Genomic DNA, 16,158 nt, shown 5'->3' on the forward strand with positions numbered 1-16,158 from the left:
TTTCACTTCCGCGCCTCCCCGACAGGAGCGGCCGGATCCCTGCTTGCTTCCACCCGGGTCTTGGCCCGGACCTGCGGGCTCAGACGTCCCGAGAGCGCATCGAACACCGACTGCGCGCGGCGCAGGCCCAGGTCGACGTTGTAGGCGTGCGAACCGCGCACGTCGGTATGGCCCACGATGCCGACCGTCCCGCCACCCAGCGCTTCGAGGCGCTGGGCGACTGCGTCGAGCAGCGCTTCGAACTCCGGCCGGATGGCCGCCTTGTCGGTGTCGAACAACACGGTGCCCAGCAACACACCGCCGTTACCGACGCCGGCCACCATCGCGTGCGGATCTTCGACCCGCGTCCGCATTTCGACGGTCAGCGCAGCTGCCGCGTCCGGTGCGACCCGCGACTGCAGTGCGTCGCGGACCGCCGCCGCCCGGGCGAAGGCGAGCGCTTCGTGCTCGCCCTCACCGGTGACGACCACCCGGCCACCGCGGTAGCGGTCGATCTGCCCGGCCATCGCCTCGATCGCCGGCAGATACGCCTCGCGCAGTTCGCTGCTGTCCGGGGCGAAGAACACTTCGCCCAGTTCCAGCTCCACCGCCTCGCGGCCACCCTGCAACTCGATCACCGGCAACTTGACGCCGAAGTCGAAGCGCACCGGCAGACCCGGCGTCACGCGCCGCACCAGCGGATTGGCGGTCGTGAACTCGGCGCCCGGCGGCAGCGTGGACGGATCCACCTTCAGGATGAAGTTGCGCCCGTGCATCGCGTTGCCGCCCGGCACGTCCACCAGGTGATAGCGGCCGTACTGGTCGGTCTCGATCAGCAGACCTTCCACCGACGCAATCCGCACGCCCGGGATGCCGCGCTCATCGATCCCGCTGTTGGCGATCACGTACTCGACCACCAAGCCATCTGCCTCCTGCATCACACGTCGCGTAACGGTCGGCTCGGCCGCGGACAGGCCCTTGGCCGCCTCGCCCTCGCGTTCCACCTGCGTGCTGCCGTCGGCCGCCATGCGCACGGTCACGCCCTGGGCGCTGGTGAGCACGAAGTCCCCGGCGAACGTCGCCGAGCGCAAACGCTGACGAATGACCACCTGGTGCGCCTCGACCGGATCACCGACCGACTGCCGGCCCGTGATCGTGCCCAGCGCCATCCCGTGCAGCAGCGGCGCGCTGGCGTCGGCGACCGGCTGCGGTCCTTCGCCGCGGTCGATCGTGGTCGAGCCGGCAACATAGGCCTCCGGCGCGAACCCGCCTTGCACCCGAACATCGGTTAGCACGGCACTCGCCTGCCAGCCATCGCCATTGCGATCGTCGAACACCGTGCCGAACACCAGGCTGTCGTCGAGCAGCGGATCGAACGCGGTCCCGACCTGGGCGGTGGCGATGTTCGACAGCGGCACGCCGCTCTCGCTCTGCGCCACGGCCTGGTTGATGTGGGAACCGGCACGGATGCCTGCGCCCACACGCAGCAGGTAGCTGATGCTCATGGTGTCGCCCGGCGCAAGGTCGAGGCTGGAGATGCGGATCGGGTTGTGACCCGACACCGCCAGCGCCCGGCCGTCGCCACTCGACAGCGAACCGTCGACGTAGCTGAAGCCCTGCGGCGGCGTATCGAGGACATGCGCCCCGGTCACCATCGCGTTGCTCACGTTCTCCACCGTCAGCGTGTAACGCACCAGATCGCCGACCTTGACCTCGCGCACGGCCACCGACTTGGTGATGCGCAGCGGGGCCTCGCCCTGGACCTTCACCGTCACCGTCGCGGTGTCGCACACCGGCGCCGGGTAGGAGGTGTCGCAGACGCGGTACACGAAGCTGTCCTCACCGTTGTAGCCGAATGCCGGCGTGTAGCTGCAGGTGCCGTTCGCACAGCTCACCTGGCCGTGCTGCGGCGGGGTCAGGATGGTCACCGAGCCCGGATCGAGCGGCGCCCCCGTGCTGGTGTCGTTGTCGACCACCACCACCGGCGTCGGCACACCCGGCTCCGCAGTCCCGGCATCGTCATCGATCGCCTCGACGATGTTCGGACGCACCGTGACCGTCACCGTGGCCGTCGCGCAGTTCTCCGGGTTGGTGATCTCGCAGATCCGGTACTCGAAGCTGTCGTCGCCCGAGAAGCCGGGGTTGGGCGTGTAGACCACTGTCCCGTCGGGCTGGATCACGATGCTGCCGTTCGCAGGCGGCGTGAGCTCCACGACCGTGACGTCGTCGGCATCGACCGGCACCCCGTTGAGGGTGTCGTTGTCGAGCACCGGGATCGTGACCGGCGTGTTCTGATCGGTCGTCGTGCTGTCGTCGGCAGCCGTGATCTCCGGCGCCTCGATCACCACCGTGACGCTGGCGGTATCGCAGTTTTCGGGATTGAGCACCTCACAGATCGTGTACTCGAAGCTGTAGCTGCCTGCCGGGGTCCCCGGCGTGACACCGACCACACCCGTCGACGGATCCACCACGATGCCCGGGGGCAGCGTGCCGACCGTGATCGTCACCGTGTCCGGCGTCGCGGGCACGCCGTTGAGCGTGTCGTTGTCCAGCAGGTTGCCGACCGACGGATCGCCCGTGGCACCGTTGACCGGGCCGTAGTTGTCGTCGTTGGCCACGATCTCGGCCGCCTCGACTTCCACCGTCACCGTCGCGGTGTCGCAGTTGTCGGGGTTGAGGACCTCACAGATCGTGTATTCAAAGGTGTAGCTGCCCGCCGGGGTGCCCGGCGAAACGCCGACCACACCCGTCGACGGATCCACCACGATGCCCGGGGGCAACGTGCCGACCGTGATCGTCACCGTGTCCGGCGTCGCGGGCACGCCGTTGAGCGTGTCGTTGTCCAGCACGTTGCCGACCGACGGATCGCCCGTGGCACCGTTGACCGGGCCGTAGTTGTCGTCGGTGGCCACGATCTCGGCCGCCTCGACTTCCACCGTCACCGTCGCGGTGTCGCAGTTGTCGGGGTTGAGGACCTCACAGATCGTGTATTCAAAGGTGTAGCTGCCCGCCGGGGTGCCCGGCGCGACGCCGACCACACCCGTCGACGGATCCACCACGATGCCCGTGGGCAACGTGCCGACCGTGATCGTCACCGTGTCCGGCGTCGCGGGCACGCCGTTGAGCGTGTCGTTGTCCAGCAGGTTGCCGACCGACGGATCGCCCGTGGCACCGTTGACCGGGCCGTAGTTGTCGTCGTTGGCCACGATCTCGGCCGCCTCGACTTCCACCGTCACCGTCGCGGTGTCGCAGTTGTCGGGGTTGAGGACCTCACAGATCGTGTATTCAAAGGTGTAGCTGCCCGCCGGGGTGCCCGGCGAAACGCCGACCACACCCGTCGACGGATCCACCACGATGCCCGGGGGCAACGTGCCGACCGTAATCGTCACCGTGTCCGGCGTCGCGGGCACGCCGTTGAGCGTGTCGTTGTCCAGCACGTTGCCGACCGACGGATTGCCGGTGGCACCGTTGACCGGGCCGAAGTTGTCGTCGGTGGCCACGATCTCGGCCGCTTCGACCACCACGGTCACCGTCGCGGTGTCGCAGTTGTCGGGGTTGAGCAACTCGCAGATGGTGTACTCGAAGGTGTACGTGCCTGCCGGGGTGCCCGGCGAAACGCCGACCACACCCGTCGACGGATCCACCACGACGCCCACACGCAGCTCGCCGACCGTGATCTTCACCGTGTCGATGGTCGCCGGCACGCCGTTGAGCGTGTCGTTGTCCAGGATGGTGCCGACCGACGGATTGCCGGTGGCACCGTTGACCGGGCCGTAGCTGTCGTCGTTGGCCACGATCTCGGCCGCCTCGACCACCACCGTCACCGTCGCGGTGTCGCAGTTGGACGGATTGAGCACTTCGCAGATCGTGTAGTCGAAGGTGTAGCTACCCGCCGGGGTGCCCGGCGAAACGCCGACCACACCCGTCGACGGATCCACCACGATGCCCGTGGGCAGCGTGCCGACCGTGATCGTCACCGTGTCGATGGTCGCCGGCACGCCGTTGAGCGTGTCGTTGTCCAGGAGGTTGCCCACCGACGGGTCACCCGTCGCACCGTTGACCGGGCCATAGCTGTCGTCGTTGGCCACGATCTCGGCCGCCTCGACCACCACCGTCACCGTCGCGGTGTCGCAGTTGGCCGGGTTGAGCACCTCGCAGATCGTGTAGTCGAAGGTGTAGCTGCCTGCCGGGGTGCCCGGCGCAACGCCGACCACACCCGTCGACGGATCTACCACGATGCCCGTGGGCAGCGTGCCAAGCGTGATCGTCACCGTGTCCGGTGTTGCCGGCACGCCATTGAGCGTGTCGTTGTCCAGAATGGTGCCGACCGACGGGTTGCCGGTGGCGCCGTTGACCGGGCCATAGCTGTCGTCGTTGGCCACGATCTCGTACGGCGTCACGTCGATGGTGACCGACGGCTGACAGGCGGCGGACGTATCGCCGGCCGGGCAGACCGCCGGCTCATCGGTGGTGATGACGGCGGTGTTGACCACCTGGCCGGCATTCACGTCGGCCTGGGTCACCACGTAGGTGCCCGTCAGCACGCAGCTCGCACCTGGGGCCAGGCTGGCGCAGACCAGGCTCGACGGCGTGATGCGGTCGTCCCGCACCTCCACATTACCCAGGCTCACCGTGCCGGTATTGGTCGCGGTGATGGTGTAGGTCAGCGTGTCGCCGAGGGTGACGGTGCCGCTGCCATCCTCGTCGGCGTTGCCGGCCAGCGCCTTGTTGGTCGCCATGCCGGGGTTGCGCTCGATGGTGACGTCTTCCTCGTCCGGCGGGCTCGTCGTCGTGCCGCCGCCCGGCGTCGTGCCGGTCGCGGTCGCGGTGTTGAGCACTTCGCCCGCGTCGACTTCCGCCTGCGTGATCGTGTGCGTGCCGGTGCAGGTCGTGCTCGCACCCGGCGCCAGCGTCGTCACCGGGCACACGGCCGCGGCGTCGAGCTTGTCATCGTCGATCGCGATATTGGCAATCGTCACGTTGCCGGTGTTGGTCACCAGGAACGCGTACGCAATCGTGCTGCCGGCGGTGTTGCCGCTCGGCGTGCTCGCGGTCTTGACCACCGCCAGCGACGGCGTGGTCTCGAGCGTCACGTCCTCTTCGTCCGGCGGGCTCGTCGTCGTGCCGCCGCCCGGCGTCGTGCCGGTCGCGGTCGCGGTGTTGAGCACTTCGCCCGCGTCGACTTCCGCCTGAGTGATCGTGTGCGTGCCGGTGCAGGTCGTGCTCGCACCCGGGGCCAGCGTCGTCACCGGGCACACGGCCGCGGCGTCGAGCTTGTCGTCATCGATCGCGATGTTGGCGATGGTCACGTTGCCGGTGTTGGTCACCAGGAACGAATACGCAATCGTGCTGCCGGCGGTGTTGCCGCTCGGCGTACCTGCGGTCTTGACCACCGTCAGCGACGGCGTGGTCTCGAGCGTCACGTCTTCTTCGTCCGGCGGGCTCGTCGTCGTGCCGCCACCCGGCGTCGTGCCGGTCGCGGTCGCGGTGTTGAGCACTTCGCCCGCGTCGACTTCCGCCTGCGTGATCGTGTGCGTGCCGGTGCAGGTCGTGTTCGCACCCGGGGCCAGCGTCGTCACCGGGCACACGGCCGCGGCGTCGAGCTGCGCGTCATCGATCGCGATGTTGGCGATGGTCACGTTGCCGGTGTTGGTCACCAGGAACGCGTACGCAATCGTGCTGCCGGCGGTGTTGCCGCTCGGCGTGCTCGCGGTCTTGACCACCGTCAGCGACGGCGTGGTCTCGAGCGTCACGTCCTCTTCGTCCGGCGGGCTCGTCGTCGTGCCGCCGCCCGGCGTCGTGCCGGTCGCGGTCGCGGTGTTGAGCACTTCGCCCGCGTCGACTTCCGCCTGCGTGATCGTGTGCGTGCCGGTGCAGGTCGTGCTCGCACCCGGGGCCAGCGTCGTCACCGGGCACACGGCCGCGGCGTCGAGCTTGTCATCGTCGATCGCGATATTGGCAATCGTCACGTTGCCGGTGTTGGTCACCAGGAACGCGTACGCAATCGTGCTGCCGGCGGTGTTGCCGCTCGGCGTGCTCGCGGTCTTGACCACCGTCAGCGACGGCGTGGTCTCGAGCGTCACGTCCTCTTCGTCCGGCGGGCTCGTCGTCGTGCCGCCACCCGGCGTCGTGCCGGTCGCGGTCGCGGTGTTGAGCACTTCGCCAGCGTCGACTTCCGCCTGCGTGATCGTGTGCGTGCCGGTGCAGGTCGTGCTCGCACCCGGCGCCAGCGTCGTCACCGGGCACACGGCCGCGGCGTCGAGCTGCGCGTCATCGATCGCGATGTTGGCGATGGTCACGTTGCCGGTGTTGGTCACCAGGAACGCGTACGCAATCGTGCTGCCGGCGGTGTTGCCGCTCGGCGTGCTCGCGGTCTTGACCACCGTCAGCGACGGCGTGGTCTCGAGCGTCACGTCCTCTTCGTCCGGCGGGCTCGTCGTCGTGCCGCCGCCCGGCGTCGTGCCGGTCGCGGTCGCGGTGTTGAGCACTTCGCCCGCATCGACTTCCGCCTGCGTGATCGTGTGCGTGCCGGTGCAGGTCGTGCTCGCACCCGGCGCCAGCGTCGTCACCGGGCACACGGCCGCGGCGTCGAGCTTGTCGTCGTCGATCGCGATATTGGCAATCGTCACGTTGCCGGTGTTGGTCACCAGGAACGCGTACGCAATCGTGCTGCCGGCGGTGTTGCCGCTCGGCGTGCTCGCGGTCTTGACCACCGTCAGCGACGGATCGGGCGTCTCGGTAGGAATCTCGATCGTCGGCTGGCAGGCGGCGGCGGTCGAACCGGCCGGACAGACCTGGGGCGTGTCGGGCGTGGTGACGATCGCGGTATTGCGGATCGTGCCTGCATCCGCATCGGCCTGGGTCACCGTGTAGGTGCCCACCAGGGCGCAGCTGTCACCCACCGTCAGCGGTGCGCAGGTGATGCTGTCCGGCGTGATGCGCGCGTCGGCCACCGTCACGGTGGGCAGCGTGACGTTGCCACTGTTGGTGACCGTCACGGTGTAGGTCAGCACATCGCCCACGGCCACCGGGCCGGCCGGCGTCGCACCATTGACTGCCGTCAATGCCTTGGTCGAGGTGACCGCCGGCTCGACGTCGATCAGCGTGGTTTCGTCGCAGTCGTTACCGGCCGCGGCGCAGTCGATGCCATTGACCGTGACCGAGTTGACGATCTGGTTGACCGTGGCCGGCGTGCCGACATCGATCTGCACCACGAACGAGAACACGGTGCTTTGACCCGGCAGCACATTGCGCGACTCGGTGTTGACGCAGTTGGCGCCGGTGCAGGTGAAGTCGTCCGCCGTCGCGCCATGCAGGGTGTCGGCCGGCACGGTCTCGACGACGTCGCCCGCGAACACGGTCGCGGCCTGGGTGCCGCCGACGTGGCGGACCTCGATCGCATAGCCCAGCAGGTCGCCCGGCGCGGCCGATTCGCCCGCAGCCACGGGCAGGCCGTTGCGGGTGATCGAGGCCAGCGTCTTGGTGACCTGCAGCTGTGCAGGCGCGATGGTCGGGAAGCTGCACGAGGCAAGGTCGCGACCTGCCCCGCTGGCCGATGCGCCGACTTGCGACATCGTGCCGTTGGTCAGATCCATTGCGTAGTAGGCGCCGGTGGTGTTGACGACCACGTAGAGCAGACCGTCTGCGCCGAACGCCGCGCCTGCGTAGTTCACACCCGACGGTGCGCCGGTGAAGGTCTGCTGGCGGGTCGCGGTGCCCGCGTCGACATCGACGCGATACAGGTCGTTGCCGGCCACCAGCCAGCCCACGCCCGCATTGTCGAACGCGATGTCGCCCGAGCCGAAGTCGCTCGGCGCCACGTCGTAGGTCAGGGTGCTCTGCCCGCCGAGCCGATAGCCGTAGTCGCCGTCGCGCTCGATACGGTACATCTGCGCCGTCGCCCCAGCGCCTGCGCGGGTCGCGGCCGTAATCAGATAGCCCACGCCGGCCTGGGTCATGCCCGCACGCGGCAGATTGGCGTTGATCGTCACACCAGTGCGATACCAGCCGGGGCTGGTGGGATGCGTCGGGTCATAGGCCCAGATCGTGTTGCCGCCCGCCTGGTGGAACAGCAGACGGGTCCGACCGGTCGGATCGACCATCAGCGCATTGAGGTCACCGGAGACCGCGAAGTCCAGACCAGCAACACGGGTGTCGGCGGCCGATCCCGGCGAGTACTGATAGATGCCGACGCCGTTGACGATGTTGAAGAAACCGCCATCTGTCGGGCAGAACCCGATCTCCTCGGCTGACGGGACGACCGGACCGATCACATTGGCGTCTGCCTCGCCCTCGACATCCTGCGGCAAGGGCACGGTCTGGGCGTTGTGGCGCACCGAAACGACGTTGCGGATGGACTCGCCAGTCGGCGCCGCGGTATTGACGCGCACGCGGAACGACATCTGTGCCGATTGGGCAGGCGAGAGCATGCCGCCCGCCGAGCCGGTGGCGCCGGTACCGATCCGGAACACGACGCGATTGTTGACGGCATCGAACTCGGCGATGTCGTCGCCCACCGCATCGGACATGCTGCCGGTGGTCGCATCGGCCGCATTGGTGAGCACCCGCAACGAACCCGGCACATAAGTGGTGTTGGCCGGAATCGGGTCAGTGACGACCACGTTGGTCGCGCCGTCCTGGCCGTTGTTGGTGAACGAGACGATGTACTCGACCTCTTCGCCCTGGCGGACTTCGCTGGTCGGCCCGAGCACCTCGCCCGAAGGCACGCGACGGGCCTGCTTGGTCAGCGAGGTGACGAGGTCAGGAAAGAAGATGTCGGTCGCAAAAACCAGCGCATGCGGGAAGTAGGCGTCTCCGGTGCTGGTGAACTGCAGCGTCGCGCCGGTGGCGCCGTTGCGCAGACGCGGGCGGTTGGCATTGGCGGCGTTATTGGAGATATCGACCAGTTTCAGGTCGACTGCGAACTGATTGACGTAGTCGGGATTCTTGGCAGTGAAGCGCTGGCCCAGGCGGCTGATGCCACTGTTCCAGAAGTTATTGGCCTCGCTCTGCGCATCGCTGAGCGCGCCGCCATTGAGCACGTCCGTGCCAGTGAGCCTGAATTGGTCGCCGACGATGCCGCCGTCGCCTTCCCACACAAGCGCGCCCATGTAGGCGGTGAACTCGCCGCTTTGCGGAGTCAACAGGCCGGTGACCGTGACCGACTGCGAGTTGCTGCCATTGACGTAGCCAGCATCGCCGTCGAACACCATCAGGCGCCGATAGGGCTTGCTGTCGTGCTCGTAGAGCACGATCAGCGCCCAACCACCGTATTGGCCCAGGCTCCCGCCGTTGTTGACGTTCCCGATGCGGCCGATGTCCGAGGTCAGTCCGCCCGCAGCATAGGTGCCGGCGCCCGCGGACGCGACCAGCGCGGTGACATCGCGGTAGGCCGTGTAAGGACGGCTACCCGCGTCGCCCTGGCTGGGGAAGGTGTTGAGGTCGCTGGCCGTGATCGCCTGATAGTTGCCGGAAGGAGTCCGGAACTGCAGCGTGCCGCGGGCCGTGTTGTTCTCGGCCGATCGGCCGCCCCAGTAGAGGCCGGCCGAAAGCACGCGCGCGCCGCTGGGCAGGCTCAGGGTCGCGGTCGAGGAGTTCTGCGGCACGCCGGCGGGCAACCGATTGCCCTCAACGTTGACGAACTGCATCGCCATGTTGGAGCCGTTGTTGAGGCCGCTGTTGGACTGGTCGCAGCTGGCGCAGGTCAACAGCGCGTTGCCGATCATCTCGACGTCGCCGCGCGCATTGAAGCTGTGCCGCTCGTTGAGCTGCGCCTGTGCCACGCCTTGCGCGAGCAGCAGGACGCAGATGGCCATCAGCCATCGTGCCCGCCCCGTCAACACGCGGCGGATCCCCGCCACGATCCGGTTGTTCGTCTGCCCATCTTGCTGGCTCATGCCCTGCCCCTTCGCTCTTCGTTCGGTCCGCGACCGCAACCCGCGGTCTCGTCGCTGCCAGGCGCGCGCTGATGCGCCGACATGCACGAACGGAAGGCGCAGGCCTTCCGCCGCGATGTCGGCGGCAGATCGCACGGTTGTTTGGCGCCGCACGCGGCGCACCCCTGGACAACGGCCGGCATTAGACGGCAAGGCGCGCGGGGATACACGCACGCTTGCTCACCATTTATTTCACGGAAAACTCACATCGCTGAGCAGGGAGCCGCGGCAAGCGGCCATGCGGCCTCGATCGGCGGGCTCCGACGCTCGAACGATATCGATCGCAGCACCGTTGCAGCACTGCAAATGGCGGCGCCGATCGCGCCCGCGCGGCCGCCGCGCCACGCGGGCGGCCGTGCACCGGATCAGCGTGGGCGCTTGACCGGGCGCGCCCAGCCTTCGATCAGGCTTTGCCGTGCCCGCGCAACAGCGAGCTTGCCGTCGGGTACATCGGCGGTGATCACCGAGCCGGCGGCGGTCGTGGCGTCATGGCCGATGCGCACCGGCGCGACCAGCGCGGCGTTGGAGCCAATGAACGCACGGTCGCCGATGACGGTCTTGGACTTGTTCGCGCCGTCGTAGTTGCAGGTGATCGTGCCGGCCCCGATGTTGCTGCCGGCCCCGACCTCGGCGTCGCCCAGGTAGGTCAGATGATTGGCCTTGCTGCCGACGCCAAGGGTCGCGTTCTTGGTCTCGACGAAGTTGCCCACGTGCACGCCGTCGGCGAGCACGGTGCCCGGGCGGAGCCGTGCGAATGGACCGATCGTAACGGCGCCCTCGGCACGCACACCGTCCAGGTCGCAATGCGCGCGGACCTCGGTGCCTTCGGCCAGGCCAACGTCGCGCAGCCGGCAGAACGGCCCGATACGCACCCCCTCGCCCAGTTCGACGCGGCCCTCGAACACCACGTCGACATCGATCTCGACATCGGGCGCGACGATCACCTCGCCGCGGATATCCACGCGTGCAGGATCGGCAAACCGGGCGCCTTGCTGGCACAGCGCCCGCACCGCACGCAGCTGCCACGCGCGCTCGAGCTGGGCCAGCTGCCAGGGATCATTGGCGCCTTCGGCCTCGAGCGGGTCTTCGACCATCACGATCTGCGCGGCACTGTACTCGTCGGCGGCCATCGCGAACACATCGGTGAGGTAGTACTCGCCCTGCGCATTGTCCGACGACAGTCGCGCGAGCCAGGACTTGAGTGCGGTCGCCTCAGCCGCGAGGATGCCGGTATTGACCAGGCTGATCCGGCGCTGCTCTTCATCGGCGTCCTTGTGCTCGACGATCGCGCCAACGTGGCCTTCGGGATCGCGCACGATGCGGCCGTAGCCGGTCGGATTCTCGAGTTCGGCCGCCAGCACCGCCAGCCGGCCCTCGACCGCCACCAACCCGCGCAGGGTCTGCGCGCGCAGCAGCGGCACGTCGCCGTAGAGCACGAGCACCTGAGCCCCGTCGGGCACCGCGTCCATCGCCTGGCGGACCGCATGCCCGGTGCCCAGTTGCTCGCGCTGCTCAGCCCACTGCAGATCGGCCTGATCGGCGAAGGCCGCCTGCACCTGATCGCCGCGGTGACCGTACACGATGTGGATGCCCGCGGGCTCAAGTTCGCGCGCCGCCGCGACCACGTGCCAGAGCATCGGCCTGCCGGCGATCTTCTGCAGCACCTTGGGCAGCGAGGACTTCATGCGCTTGCCCTCGCCTGCGGCGAGGATGACGACGTGCAGCGGAGCGGTCATGGCGTTCGAAACCTGGCGGGGGTTCGATGATAATCGACGCCCGTGCCTCCAGGACCTGCGATGTTCCGTTCCCGAGCCCCCGCCACCGCGGGTGGGCCGCAACGTTGGGCGGCCCTGGTCTGGGCCGCCGGCCCCGTCCTGGTCGTGATCGGCATCACGGCCCACCGGCTGTGGGCGCAGCTGCCCTGGGAACGCTTCGCACTCGCCCTGGCGCTGGCGTTGGTGGCCACCGCCCTGGCTTGGCCGGCCGTGCGCTGGCTTCGCTGGCGTTGGGCATCGGCCCTGGTCGCAGTCTGGAGCGGCGCATTGCTCCTGTTCGCGGGGCCCAGGCCGGTGTTCGCAGTCGCATTGCTCGCGCTTGCGGCGATGGCGACCGGGCTGCGCTGGGTGCCGGCCCGGCTTCCCGCACGTGCGGCCATCGCGGCGATCCTCGGCTATACAGCGATCGCCGGCGTCACGGGCTGGCTGCTCGCGCTGCCGATCCACCACGCGCCGGTGTGGCTGGTCGCACTGGCGGCGCTCGTCGTGCTCGGCCGCAAGGCCTTGGTCGCCGAGCTGCGCGCATCCGCGAGCGCGTGGCGCGACGCTGCCGCCGAGTCCCCCCGCGCCTTGGCATGGAGCGTGATGCTGCTGGGGCTGGCATCGACAGGCACATGGTTGCCGACGATGCAGATGGATGACCTCACCTACCATCTCAACCTGCCCGCGCAGTTGGCCTTGCATGCGCACTACCAAGCCGCGCCCCAGCATGGTGTCTGGGCGTTCGCACCGTGGTTGGGCGATATCGGCCAGGGCATTGTGTGGCTGATTGCCGGCCAGGAAGCGCGCGGCGCGCTCAACGCATTCTGGCTCATTGCCGCGGCCGTGGCCTTGGGCGGCTGCGCGCGCGCATTGGACGCAACGCCACTGGAGCGCAACGCGGCAATCGCGCTGTTCGCGAGCTTCCCGCCCTTGGTCTGGCTGACCGCCGGCATGCAGACCGAACTGCCGGCGATGGCGGTGCTGTTCGCGTTAGGCGCGGTGCTTGCCCATCGCGACGACGACGGGCCGCGGCTGATGGCGGCCGCGCTGCTGCTGGCGGCGCTCACTGCGCTCAAGCCGATCCATGCGCTCTCGGCATTGCCGCTGCTAGTGTGGGCGAGCATGCGTGGCCTGCCGCGCGCCAGCGCGCAGCACTGGCTGGTGGCGCTGGCGGCCGGCCTGTTGATCGCCGGCTCGAGTTACGCCAACGCTTGGTGGCATACCGGCAATCCGGTGCTGCCGCTGTTCAATGCGGTGTTCCAATCGCCATTCCATCCCCCGGAGAACATGGGCGACGACCGCTGGCACGCAGGGCTGGGCCTCGGCCTGCCCTGGCAGCTCACATTCGCCAGCAGCCGCTACGTCGAAGCCTGGGATGGCGGCGCCGGCTTTCTGCTGATCGGACTGGCCGGCGCCTGGCTGCTCGCACTTGGACGGCGTGCGACGCGGGGGTTCGCGCTGGCGGTCGCTGGCGTCGCCTTGCTGCCTTTGCTGCCGATGCAGTACGCGCGCTATGCCTATCCAGGCATCGCGCTGCTGATCGTCGCCTGCCTGCCCGGCAGTCGCGCCCAGGTCGGCGACCGGGCCTGGCGCTGGGGCATCGTTGCGCTGTGCGCGCTGAACCTCGCGTTCCAGGCCAACGCGGGATGGACCCACCACAGCGCCGCACTCAAGCGCACGCTGCGCGCACCGGGGGATGCCTCGGCGGTGCTGCCGCACTACGTCGCCGAGCGGACGCTGATTGCCGGGCTCCCCGACGACGACGGCATCGTGCTGGCCACCGATCCCCAGCGCGGCTACATCGCCGAACTCGCCGGTCGCGGACGGCTGATGTCGCTGCACGCACCGACACTCGCTGCCGCGCGGCCGGCCGCCGATGCCGATCCATCCGGCGGCGCGTGGCGCCGGCTGCTCACCGACACCGATGCGCGCTGGATTCTGGTCACCGAGGCCGACGCGTCCCCGGCACTGCGCGCCGGTCTGGCCGCAAGCGGTGCGGTCCATGTCCGCAGCCTCAACGGCATCGCGCTGTGGCGGCGCGAACAGGAGTGATCATGCGATGGGCTTGAAGCGACAGGGCGGCAGTTACCTGTTGATCGGTGGCTTGCAATGGTTGCTCGACTGGGCGGTGATGGTCGCGCTCAGCCACGCCGGACTTCCGGTCCGCCAGGCCAACGTGGTCGGCCGGATCTGCGGCGCCTTGATGGGGTTCTGGTTGAACGGGCGCTTCACTTTCGGCGCCGATGGCCGTGGCCCCAATCGGGCGCAGTTGCTGCGCTTCGTGGTGATGTGGGGGGTGATGACGGTGCTCAGCACCTGGGCGATCGGCCACATCGACGACTATCTCGGTCGGCACTGGGCGTGGCTGGCCAAGCCGCTGGTCGAGGCCGCACTGGGCGCACTCGGCTTCGTGGTCTCCCGGCAGTGGGTGTACAAGCGCTAGCTGCGCGTCGGATCCCAAGCACGCCCGCAAAGAAAAACGCCGGCACGAGGGCCGGCGTCTTCGAACGAATGACCCGCGAAGCGGCTCAGTGCTTGAGCGTCTTGCGCAGGCGCTCGAGTGCCTGCAGCTGGACGACCGCTTCGGCGAGCTTCTGCTGCGCCTCGGCCACGTCCATCGCCTCGCCACGGCCGGCAAGCACACGCTCGGCTTCGTCCTTGGCCGCCTTGACCGCCGCCTCGTCGATGTCATCGGCGCGGATCGCGGTATCGGCCAGGATCGTCACGACCTGGGGCTGCACCTCGAGGATGCCGCCGCCGATCGCGAAATCGAGCACTTCGCCATTGGGCTGGGTGACCACGACCTTGCCGGGCTTGAGGCGGGTGATCAGCGGCGCGTGGCGCGGCGCGATGCCGAGCTCGCCCAGCTCCCCGGTCGCGACGACCAGGGTCGCCTCGCCGTGGAAGATCTCGGCCTCTGCACTGACGATGTCGCAACGGATGGTGCTCATGGGCTTGGCTCGCTTTGCTCGCTCAACTTACGTTCGTGATGCGGGATCGGTGAAGGCGAACAATGCTCGCCGCGCACCCACCCCGATTCACCGAAGATCGCCGCTTAGGCGGCGATCTTCTTCGCCTTCTCGACGGCCTCGTCGATGCTGCCGACCATGTAGAACGCCTGCTCGGGCAGGTGGTCGTATTCGCCGTCGACGATGCCCTTGAAGCCGCGGATCGTTTCCTTGAGCGGAACGTACTTGCCCGGCGAGCCGGTGAACACTTCGGCGACGTGGAACGGCTGCGAGAAGAAGCGCTCGATCTTGCGCGCGCGCGACACGGCCTGCTTGTCTTCTTCCGACAGCTCGTCCATGCCCAGAATCGCGATGATGTCCTTGAGCTCCTTGTACTTCTGCAGCGTGGACTGCACGCGCTGCGCGGTCTCGTAGTGCTCGTTGCCGATGACGTTGGGGTCCATCTGACGGCTGGTCGAGTCCAGCGGATCGACCGCCGGGTAGATGCCCAGCGAGGCGATGTTGCGGCTCAGCGTCACCGTCGAGTCGAGGTGGGCGAACGTCGTCGCCGGTGACGGGTCGGTCAGGTCGTCCGCGGGCACGTAGACAGCCTGGATCGAGGTGATCGAACCGGACTTGGTCGAGGTGATGCGCTCCTGCAGCACGCCCATTTCCTCGGCGAGCGTGGGCTGGTAGCCCACGGCCGACGGCATGCGGCCCAGCAGCGCCGACACTTCGGTACCGGCCAGCGTGTAGCGGTAGATGTTGTCGACGAACAGCAGCACGTCCTTGCCCTTGCCGCTCTCGTCCTTCTCGTCGCGGAAGTACTCGGCCATCGTCAGGCCGGTCAGCGCGACGCGCAGGCGGTTGCCCGGCGGCTCGTTCATCTGGCCGTAGACCATCGCCACCTTGTCGAGGACGTTGGAGTCCTTCATCTCGTGGTAGAAGTCGTTGCCCTCACGGGTCCGCTCGCCGACGCCGGCGAACACCGACAGGCCTTCGTGCGCCTTGGCGATGTTGTTGATCAGTTCCATCATGTTGACGGTCTTGCCCACGCCGGCGCCGCCGAACAGGCCGACCTTGCCGCCCTTGGCGAACGGACACATCAGGTCGATGACCTTGATGCCGGTCTCGAGCAGCTCGGTGGTCGAAGCCTGATCTTCGTACGACGGCGCCGCGCGGTGGATTTCCCAGTGGTCGGAGGCCTGCACGTCGCCGGCTTCGTCGATCGGGCGACCCAGCACGTCCATGATCCGGCCCAGGGTGCCGGTGCCGACCGGCACCGCGATGCCGCGGCCGGTGTTGACGGCCACCAGGTTGCGCTTTAGGCCGTCGGTGGAACCGAGCGCGATCGCGCGCACGATGCCGTCGCCGAGCTGCTGCTGCACTTCCAGCGTGATCTGGGTCCCGTCGACCTTCAGTGCGTCGTAGACCTTCGGTACCTCGTTGCGCGCGAACTCGACGTCGACGACGGCGCCGATGATCTGAACGATCTTGCCCTGACTCATGGTGAGAACCTCTAGCTCTGAAATTTTCTGA

6 protein-coding genes are annotated in these 16,158 nt (G+C 68.3%); 2 read left to right on the plus strand and 4 right to left on the minus strand.

Translation table 11 applies throughout. The features are described from left to right. Positions 1–2 precede the first annotated feature (2 nt). Together BEN78_04045 and BEN78_04050 are read right to left on the minus strand one after the other, a co-directional pair. Positions 3–9,875, minus strand: coding sequence for a hypothetical protein (locus BEN78_04045; GenBank protein ASR42686.1), 9,873 nt, complete (start codon positions 9,873–9,875; stop codon positions 3–5). 404 nt (positions 9,876–10,279) lie between these two features. Continuing rightward, positions 10,280–11,650 carry a UDP-N-acetylglucosamine diphosphorylase/glucosamine-1-phosphate N-acetyltransferase gene (locus BEN78_04050; GenBank protein ASR42687.1) on the minus strand — a complete coding sequence of 457 codons (1,371 nt, stop codon included), beginning with the start codon at positions 11,648–11,650 and terminating at the stop codon, positions 10,280–10,282. Positions 11,651–11,710: 60 nt separating this feature from the next. On the opposite strand from BEN78_04050, the gene BEN78_04055 reads away from it, so the two are divergent. Both BEN78_04055 and BEN78_04060 read left to right on the plus strand, forming a co-directional pair. Further along, positions 11,711–13,723 carry a hypothetical protein gene (locus BEN78_04055; GenBank protein ASR42688.1) on the plus strand — a complete coding sequence of 671 codons (2,013 nt, stop codon included), beginning with the start codon at positions 11,711–11,713 and terminating at the stop codon, positions 13,721–13,723. Between the two features lie 7 nt (positions 13,724–13,730). Further along, on the plus strand, positions 13,731–14,114 hold the full coding sequence (locus BEN78_04060) for a hypothetical protein (GenBank protein ASR42689.1): 384 nt from the start codon (positions 13,731–13,733) through the stop codon (positions 14,112–14,114). An 85-nt stretch (positions 14,115–14,199) separates the two neighbouring features. Here BEN78_04060 and BEN78_04065 read toward each other — a convergent pair whose 3' ends face one another. After that, positions 14,200–14,622, minus strand: coding sequence for a F0F1 ATP synthase subunit epsilon (locus tag BEN78_04065; protein ID ASR42690.1), 423 nt, complete (start codon positions 14,620–14,622; stop codon positions 14,200–14,202). 104 nt (positions 14,623–14,726) lie between these two features. Continuing rightward, complete coding sequence (locus BEN78_04070; GenBank protein ID ASR42691.1) at positions 14,727–16,127, minus strand: F0F1 ATP synthase subunit beta; 1,401 nt, start codon at positions 16,125–16,127, stop codon at positions 14,727–14,729. Between the last annotated feature and the right edge of the window lie 31 nt (positions 16,128–16,158).

This window comes from Xanthomonas citri pv. mangiferaeindicae (assembly GCA_002240395.1).
Classification (GTDB): Bacteria; Pseudomonadota; Gammaproteobacteria; order Xanthomonadales; family Xanthomonadaceae; genus Luteimonas; species Luteimonas citri_A.

Excerpts from the sequence above, each read along its gene's own strand:
- BEN78_04065 (ASR42690.1), bottom strand. The coding sequence starts at position 14,622 with ATGAGCACCATCCGTTGCGACATCGTCAGTGCAGAGGCCGAGATCTTC.
- BEN78_04055 (ASR42688.1), top strand. The coding sequence starts at position 11,711 with ATGTTCCGTTCCCGAGCCCCCGCCACCGCGGGTGGGCCGCAACGTTGG.
- BEN78_04070 (ASR42691.1), bottom strand. The coding sequence starts at position 16,127 with ATGAGTCAGGGCAAGATCGTTCAGATCATCGGCGCCGTCGTCGACGTC.
- BEN78_04045 (ASR42686.1), bottom strand. The coding sequence starts at position 9,875 with ATGAGCCAGCAAGATGGGCAGACGAACAACCGGATCGTGGCGGGGATC.
- BEN78_04050 (ASR42687.1), bottom strand. The coding sequence starts at position 11,650 with ATGACCGCTCCGCTGCACGTCGTCATCCTCGCCGCAGGCGAGGGCAAG.
- BEN78_04060 (ASR42689.1), top strand. The coding sequence starts at position 13,731 with ATGGGCTTGAAGCGACAGGGCGGCAGTTACCTGTTGATCGGTGGCTTG.